Genomic DNA, 7,055 nt, shown 5'->3' on the forward strand with positions numbered 1-7,055 from the left:
GGCCTTGAGCAGCGGATCGGTCTGCGTCTCGGCCAGCAGGATGCCGTCGGTCATCAACTTGACCGAGGCCTCGCGCGACAGCCGGTCCTGGAATCGCACCTTGTAGCCGACCACCTCGCCCAGCGGCGTCTTCAGTTCCTCGGCGATGCGCTTGGCGACCGAGGTCGCGGCAATGCGCCGCGGCTGCGTATGGCCGATCAGCCGGCCCTTGCCCGGCGGCGCGTTGCGCTTGCCACGGCCGAGTTCCAGCACGATCTTGGGCAACTGCGTGGTCTTGCCCGAGCCGGTCTCGCCGCAGACGATGACGACCTGGTTCGCCTCGATGGCGGCACTGATTTCGTCGCGCCGGGCCGACACCGGCAGGGACTCGGGGAACTCGATTCGAAGAAGAGGCGAAGACAAGGCGGGCAGTTCGGGGAAAATCGCCGATTATCTTGCGCCCGGCAATTCCGCCCGATCTACCCCGCCAATGTCCACCGTCTTCAACTTCACCTTCGTCCCCTGGTTCCGCTCGGTGGCGCCCTACATCCACATGCACCGCGGCAAGACCTTCGTGGTCGCGATGGCCGGCGAGGCAATCGCCGCCGGCAAGCTGGCGAACATCGCACAGGACCTGGCGCTGATCCAGAGCATGGGCGTCAAGGTCGTGCTGGTGCACGGTTTCAGGCCCCAGGTCAACGAGCAACTGCGCGCCAAGGGCCATGAGGCCAGGTACTCGCACGGCATCCGGATCACCGACGAGGTGGCGCTCGACTGCGCCCAGGAAGCCGCCGGCCAACTGCGCTACGAGATCGAGGCCGCCTTCAGTCAGGGCTTGCCCAACACGCCGATGGCCGGCTCGACGATCCGCGTGATTTCGGGCAACTTCATCACCGCCCGACCGGTCGGCGTGGTCGACGGCGTCGACTTCCAGCATTCGGGGCTGGTGCGCAAGGTCGATGCGGCCGGCATCCGGCGGGCCCTGGACTTCGGCTCGATGGTGCTGCTGTCGCCCTTCGGCTTCTCGCCCACCGGTGAAGCTTTCAACCTCACGATGGAAGAGGTCGCGACCAGCGTGGCGATCTCGATCCAGGCCGACAAGCTGATCTTCCTGACCGAAGTGCCCGGCATCGCCCAGGACCCGGCCCTGCCCATCGGCGAGGACAATCCCGTAGATACCGAGCTGCCGCTCGACACCGCCCGCAAGCTGCTGGCCGCGCTGCCGCCGCCGCAGCGCCCGACCGACACCGCCTTCTACCTGCAGCACTGCGTGAAAGCCTGCGAGGCCGGCGTCGAGCGCAACCACATCCTGCCCTTCTCGGTCGACGGCTCGCTGCTGCTCGAGGTCTACGTGCATGACGGCATCGGCACCATGGTGATCGACGAGAAGCTCGAGTCGCTGCGCGAGGCCACGGCCGACGACATCGGCGGCATCCTGCAGCTGATCGAGCCCTTCGAGCGCGACGGCACGCTGGTCAAGCGCAGCCGCACCGAGATCGAGCGCGACATCGGCCAGTACACGGTGATCGAGCACGACGGCGTGATCTTCGGCTGCGCGGCGCTGTATCCGTACCCCGAGGCGAAGACCGCCGAGATGGCCGCGCTGACCGTGTCGCCGCACTCGCAGGCCCAGGGCGACGGCGAGCGGATCCTCAAGCGCGTCGAGCAGCGGGCCAAGGCCTCGGGCCTGGAAAGCATCTTCGTGTTGACCACCCGCACCATGCACTGGTTTCTCAAGCGCGGTTTCCAGCAAGTCAACCCCGACTGGCTGCCCGAGGCCCGCAAGCGCAAGTACAACTGGGATCGCAAGAGCCAGGTGCTGGTCAAGAAACTGTAGGACAAACGCGATGTTCCCCTGGCTCTGGTTCTGGTCCCCCACGCTCCACCTGCCCTTCAGCGGCAGCGTGGCCCAGCAGATCGAGCCGGACACCCAGTGGTTCTTCGCCGGCATCCCGTCGCAGGCGGGCAACGGCCGGATCGAGAAGGAGGCCTTCGAGGTCGCCAGCTATGGCAGCCAGTTGGGCTGGATCACCGAGGTGCTGCTGGCGCAGGCGAAGCCGGGCTCGATCGACGCCGGCCAGGCAGCCGGCGCGCTGCGCAAGCTCGAAAAAGCCCATGCCGGGATCGAGGCCGTCAAGAAGCGCAGCCGCGCCGAACTCGCAGAGGCCGCCAGTACCGCGCTGGCCAGGCTGCAGCAGGCCGACCCGGCTGCCTACGAGCGCCTGCTGGCCTCGGCCGCCGCGTCGCCGCGCCGGCTGCCGCGATAATCGAGGCCCATGAATCCCCTGCTCGCCAAACTGCAGCCCTACCCCTTCGAGCGGCTGAGACAACTGTTCGCGGGAATCACCCCGAACCCTGCGTTCACGCCGATCAGCCTCGGCATCGGCGAGCCCAAGCACCCGACGCCGGCCTTTATCAAGGACGCGCTGGCAGCCGGCATGGACGCACTGGCCGTTTACCCGGCCACCGCCGGCGATCTGGATCTGCGCCAGTCCTTCACCGGCTGGCTGCAGCGGCGCTACGGGCTGGCGCTCGACGCCGCCACCCAGGTGCTGCCGGTCAACGGGTCGCGCGAGGCCCTGTTCGCGCTGGCCCAGACCGTGGTCGATGCCAGCCCTTCGCCGGCCCCGATGGTGCTGTCGCCCAACCCCTTCTATCAAATCTACGAAGGCGCGGCCCTGCTCGCAGGCGCCGAGCCGTACTACGTGCCCAGCGTGCCCGAGCGCAACTTCGCGGTGGCCTGGGACAGCGTGCCCGAGGACGTCTGGAAGCGCACCCAACTCGTGTTCGTCTGCTCGCCGGGCAATCCGACCGGTGCCGTGATGCCGATCGGCGAATGGGAAAAGCTCTTCGCTCTGTCCGACCGGCACGGCTTCGTGATCGCCTCCGACGAGTGCTACAGCGAGATCTACTTCCGCGACGAGCCGCCGCTCGGCGGGCTCGAAGCCGCCGCCAAGCTCGGCCGCAGCGATTTCCGCAACCTGATCGCCCTGACCTCGCTGTCCAAGCGCAGCAACGTGCCGGGCCTGCGCAGCGGCTTCGTGGCCGGCGACGCGGCCATCATCAAGTCCTTCCTGCTCTACCGCACCTACCACGGCAGCGCGATGAGCGGCACGGTGGCCGCGGCCAGCATCGCGGCCTGGGACGACGAACTCCACGTGGTCGACAATCGCGCCCGGTACCGCGCCAAGTTCGCCGCCGTGACGCCGCTGCTCGAGCCCGTGCTCGACGTCCGCCTGCCCGACGCCAGCTTCTATCTCTGGGCCGGCGTGCCGCCTTCGTGGCAAGGCGACGACCCCGGTTTCGCCCGGGCGCTTTACGCTCAATACAATGTGACGGTGCTGCCCGGCAGCTACCTCGCCCGCGACGTGGCCGGTGCCAATCCGGGCCGCGGGCGCATCCGCATGGCGCTGGTCGCCGACACGGCCGAATGCACCGAGGCCGCGAACCGCATCGTGAACTTCATCCAGAACAGAGCTATTCCATGACCCAACAACTCCAGCAGACCATCGACGCCGCGTGGGAAGACCGCGCCAACATCTCCGCCACCAGCGCTCCGAAGGAAGTGCGCGACGCCGTCGAGCACGTGATCGCCGAGCTCAACAACGGCAAGCTGCGGGTCGCCACGCGCGAAGCCGTCGGCCAGTGGACCGTGCACCAGTGGATCAAGAAGGCCGTGCTGCTGTCCTTCCGCCTGAAGGACAACGAGCAGATCCAGGCCGGCGCGCTGGGCTTCTACGACAAGGTGCCGACCAAGTTCGCGCACCTGTCGGCCAACGAGCTCAAGGAAGCCGGCGTGCGTATCGTGCCGCCGGCCGTGGCGCGCCGCGGCAGCTACATCGCCAAGGGCGCGATCCTGATGCCGTCCTACGTCAACATCGGCGCCTACGTCGGCGAAGGCACGATGGTCGACACCTGGGCCACCGTCGGCTCCTGCGCCCAGATCGGCGCCAACGTGCACCTGTCGGGCGGCGTCGGCATCGGCGGCGTGCTCGAACCGCTGCAGGCCGGCCCGACCATCATCGAGGACAACTGCTTCATCGGCGCCCGCTCCGAGGTGGTCGAGGGCGTGATCGTCGAAGAGAACTCGGTGCTGTCGATGGGCGTCTACATCGGCCAGAGCACGCCGATCTACGACCGCGCGACCGGCGAAGTCAGCTACGGCCGCGTGCCGGCCGGCTCGGTGGTCATCAGCGGCACGCTGCCCAAGGACAACGGCCGCTACAGCCTCTACGCGGCGATCATCGTCAAGCGCGTCGACGCCCAGACCCGGGCCAAGACCTCGCTGAACGACCTGCTGCGCGACTGAAGAAAAAGCCGGCCGCCTGAGGGGGCGGCCCGCCGACGACCGAGTTCAACAACCACAACGCCGAGGAGAGAAAGCCGATGAGCACGATGGAACGAATTCTTCGTCTGATGGCCGAGCGCAAGGCTTCGGACATCTATCTTTCGGCCAACTCTCCGGCGCTGATCCGGATCAACGGCAACTGCATGCCGATCAACGCCCAGGTGCTGCCGCCCGAGGCGCCGCTGAGCCTGCTCGGCGAGGTCGTGCACGAAAGCCGCATCGCCGAACTGGAGCGCACCGGCGAACTCAACATGGCGATCGCGCTCGAGGGCTCGGGCAACTTCCGCATCAGCGCGATGCGCCAGCGCGGCAGCTACGCGGTGGTGGTCCGGCACATCGCCTCGACCATCCCGAGCTTCGAGGACCTCAACCTGCCCGAGATCCTCAAGACGCTGGTGATGGAGAAGCGCGGCCTGATCCTCATGGTCGGCTCCACCGGCGCCGGCAAGAGCACCACGCTGGCCTCGATGCTCGACTACCGCAACGAGAACGCCACCGGCCACATCCTCACGGTCGAGGAACCGATCGAATTCACCTTCACCAACAAGAAGTCGATGGTGAACCAGCGCGACGTCGGCAGCGACACCCAGTCGCTGCAGATCGCGCTCAAGAACGCATTGCGCCAGGCGCCCGACGTGATCCAGATCGGCGAGATCCGCGACCGCGAGACCATGACCGCCGCGATCGCCTACGCGCAGTCGGGCCACCTGTGCGTCGCCACGCTGCATGCCAACAACAGCTACCGGGCGCTGAACCGGATCCTGAGCTTCTACCCGGTGGAAGTGCGCGCCACCTTGCTGGGGGACCTCAGCGGCGCCCTGCGCGCCATCGTCGCGCAGCGGCTGCTGCGCACGCCCGGCGGCGCCCGCGTGCCGGCGCTCGAGGTGCTGCTCAACACCGCGCTGGTGGCCGAGCTGATCGGCAAGGGCGACTTCTCGGCGGTCAAGGAAGCCATGGAACAATCGATGGCCGAAGGTTCGCAGACCTTCGAGGAAGACATCGCGCGGCTCATCACCGAGAACCTCGTGACGCGCGAAGAAGGCCTGGCCCAGGCCGATTCGCCGACCAACCTGATGTGGCGCCTGCAGAACCGCAAGGCGCCGCCCACGCGCAACGAAGAACGCTCCCTCCTCGACCAGGTCGAGGAACCCACCTTCACGGACATCACGCTCGACGTGCGTCCCTGAGCCACCTGCCCCGCATCGATGTCCCGAACGCTCCAGCTCGCCGAACAACTGATCTCCCGCCCCTCGGTCACCCCCGACGACGGCGGCTGCCAACAGATCCTCGGCGAACGCCTGGCGCGGCTCGGATTCCGGCTCGAGACCATCGAGAGCGGCCCGTCCGACTTTCGCGTCACCAACCTGTGGGCGGTACGCCCCGGCACCGGAGAGCGCTCGAAGACCCTGGCCTTCGCCGGCCACACCGACGTCGTGCCGACCGGACCGCTCGAACAGTGGACCAGCCACCCGTTCACGCCGACGCACCGCGAGGGCCGGTTGTATGGCCGCGGCGCCTGCGACATGAAGACCTCGCTGGCCGCCTTCGTGGTCGCGATCGAGGAGTTCCTGGCCGCGACGCCCGATCCGCGGCTCACGCTGGCGCTGCTGCTCACCAGCGACGAGGAAGGCCCCGGCGTCGATGGCACGGTGGTGGTCTGCCACACGCTGGCGGCGCGCGGCGAAGCCATCGACTACTGCATCGTCGGCGAGCCGACTTCGGTCGAACGCTGCGGCGACATGATCAAGAACGGCCGCCGCGGCACGATGAGCGGCAAGCTCACGGTGAACGGCGTGCAGGGCCACATCGCCTACCCGCACCTGGCGAAGAACCCGGTGCATGCGTTCGCGCCGGCATTGGCAGAGCTGGTCGCGATCAACGCGGCCGGCGGCTGGGATGCCGGCAATGACCACTTCCAGCCGACCAGCTGGCAGATCAGCAACATCCACGCGGGCACCGGCGCGAGCAACGTGATCCCGGGTGCGGCGGTGATCGATTTCAATTTCCGCTTTTCGACCGAATCGACGCCCGAATCGCTCCAGCAGCGCGTCAAGTCGGTGCTCGATGCGCACGGACTCGACTACACGCTCGCCTGGACCCTCGGCGGCCTGCCCTTCCTCACCGTGCCCGGCGCGCTGGTCGAAGCCGTGCAGCAGGCAATCCGCGCCGAGACCGGCATCGAGACCGAGCTGTCGACCAGCGGCGGCACCAGCGACGCACGCTTCATCGCCAAGATCTGCCGGCAGGTGGTCGAGCTGGGGCCGGTCAACGCCAGCATCCACAAGATCGACGAGCACATCGCGGTGGCCGACATCGAAGCGCTCAAGAACATCTACCGCCGCACGCTGGACCGGCTCGAAGCGCTGCTCCTCGTATGAGCACCGTCATTGAACTCATCGAGGCCGGCGCAAAGCAGCTGGCCGACGCCGGCGTGGCCTTCGGCCACGGCACCGACAACGCCTTCGACGAAGCGGTCTGGCTGGTGCTGTGGCGCCTGGGCCTGCCGCTGGACGAGCTCGATGCCGTGGCCGAGCGCCCGGTGTCGCCCGCCGATGCCGCCCGCGTCGGCGCGCTGTTCGCGCAGCGCATCGACACCCGCAAGCCGGCCGCCTACCTGACCCGGGAAGCCTGGCTGCAGGGCGTGCCCTTCTACATCGACGAACGCGCCATCGTGCCGCGCAGCTTCATCGCCGAGCTGCTGGCCGACGGCAGCATCGATCCCTGGCTG

General features: G+C 67.9%; 6 protein-coding genes and 2 pseudogenes. 7 read left to right on the forward strand and 1 reads right to left on the reverse strand.

Going from position 1 to position 7,055, the window contains the following annotated elements; genetic code table 11:
• Positions 1–402, reverse strand: a pseudogene (locus AC1D2E_RS33990) (ATP-dependent helicase); the annotation flags it as partial.
• 67 nt (positions 403–469) lie between these two features.
• Between AC1D2E_RS33990 and argA the strand changes: the two are divergent.
• From argA to AC1D2E_RS34025, 7 genes and pseudogenes are all read left to right on the forward strand, one after another.
• Positions 470–1,816, forward strand: a complete 1,347-nt coding sequence (argA, locus tag AC1D2E_RS33995) for an amino-acid N-acetyltransferase (protein WP_478201489.1) — start codon at positions 470–472, stop codon at positions 1,814–1,816.
• A 10-nt stretch (positions 1,817–1,826) separates the two neighbouring features.
• Positions 1,827–2,246, forward strand: a complete 420-nt coding sequence (locus AC1D2E_RS34000) for a hypothetical protein (protein ID WP_478201490.1) — start codon at positions 1,827–1,829, stop codon at positions 2,244–2,246.
• Positions 2,247–2,255: 9 nt separating this feature from the next.
• Positions 2,256–3,467 (forward strand): succinyldiaminopimelate transaminase, encoded by a 1,212-nt coding sequence (gene dapC, locus AC1D2E_RS34005; protein WP_478201491.1) that lies wholly within the window; start codon positions 2,256–2,258, stop codon positions 3,465–3,467.
• The gene (gene dapD / locus AC1D2E_RS34010; RefSeq protein ID WP_478201492.1) at positions 3,464–4,288 is read left to right on the forward strand and encodes a 2,3,4,5-tetrahydropyridine-2,6-dicarboxylate N-succinyltransferase; all 825 of its coding nucleotides are present in this window, start codon (positions 3,464–3,466) and stop codon (positions 4,286–4,288) included. The genes dapC and dapD overlap by 4 nt, the downstream gene beginning before the upstream one ends.
• 77 nt (positions 4,289–4,365) lie before the next feature.
• Positions 4,366–5,514 (forward strand): PilT/PilU family type 4a pilus ATPase, encoded by a 1,149-nt coding sequence (locus AC1D2E_RS34015; protein ID WP_478201493.1) that lies wholly within the window; start codon positions 4,366–4,368, stop codon positions 5,512–5,514.
• Between the two features lie 18 nt (positions 5,515–5,532).
• On the forward strand, positions 5,533–6,705 hold the full coding sequence (dapE, locus tag AC1D2E_RS34020; RefSeq protein ID WP_478201494.1) for a succinyl-diaminopimelate desuccinylase: 1,173 nt from the start codon (positions 5,533–5,535) through the stop codon (positions 6,703–6,705).
• A pseudogene (locus tag AC1D2E_RS34025) lies at positions 6,702–7,055 on the forward strand (50S ribosomal protein L3 N(5)-glutamine methyltransferase); the annotation flags it as partial. The gene dapE and the pseudogene AC1D2E_RS34025, both read left to right, overlap by 4 nt.

The organism is Variovorax sp. P1_H2 (assembly GCF_056405295.1).

Bases quoted from the DNA above. Each gene is read 5' to 3' on its own strand.
- argA (WP_478201489.1), top strand. From the start codon at position 470: ATGTCCACCGTCTTCAACTTCACCTTCGTCCCCTGGTTCCGCTCGGTG.
- AC1D2E_RS34000 (WP_478201490.1), top strand. From the start codon at position 1,827: ATGTTCCCCTGGCTCTGGTTCTGGTCCCCCACGCTCCACCTGCCCTTC.
- dapC (WP_478201491.1), top strand. From the start codon at position 2,256: ATGAATCCCCTGCTCGCCAAACTGCAGCCCTACCCCTTCGAGCGGCTG.
- dapD (WP_478201492.1), top strand. From the start codon at position 3,464: ATGACCCAACAACTCCAGCAGACCATCGACGCCGCGTGGGAAGACCGC.
- AC1D2E_RS34015 (WP_478201493.1), top strand. From the start codon at position 4,366: ATGAGCACGATGGAACGAATTCTTCGTCTGATGGCCGAGCGCAAGGCT.
- dapE (WP_478201494.1), top strand. From the start codon at position 5,533: ATGTCCCGAACGCTCCAGCTCGCCGAACAACTGATCTCCCGCCCCTCG.